Genomic DNA, 347 nt, shown 5'->3' with positions numbered 1-347 from the left:
CAAGAGATTGACATGTACCTTGACGATCCTGACTACCAACTTTACAGTGGTATTTTAGCGAATTTGTATCCAAATACTAAACTCACTCAAGACATTGCAGGAAGCCAAGAAAGCCTAAAGAAAATCACTTTAAAATGGCTTAGAAACAGTCATAAGGCCTATTATAGACCTGACAATCTGTCTCTCTTTTTGGTCGGAAATTTTGATTATCAGACAGCTCTTGCAACTATCAAAGAAAATCAGAGAAACTTTACTACTAAGTTGACAAAGATTGACAAAAAAACCTTGAAGTTGACAGAGCCTGTCAAGCGAAAATCCATTCGTTTTGATGTGGCAAAACCCAAATT

At 36.3% G+C, this 347-nt stretch carries 1 protein-coding gene; it reads left to right on the top strand.

Annotated elements, in window-relative coordinates; translation table 11 throughout:
* Positions 1-12: 12 nt before the first annotated feature.
* Positions 13-347: insulinase family protein (locus FH871_RS35265; protein ID WP_212768426.1), on the top strand; the 335-nt coding region annotated here is incomplete at its 3' end.

Origin of the sequence: Larkinella sp. C7, assembly GCF_006149005.1 — a bacterium.
In the GTDB taxonomy this organism is placed as follows: domain Bacteria; phylum Bacteroidota; class Bacteroidia; order Cytophagales; family Spirosomataceae; genus Larkinella.
The sequence above is the reverse complement of the archived record's forward strand: the minus strand, read 5'-3'. Positions and strand labels throughout refer to the sequence as shown.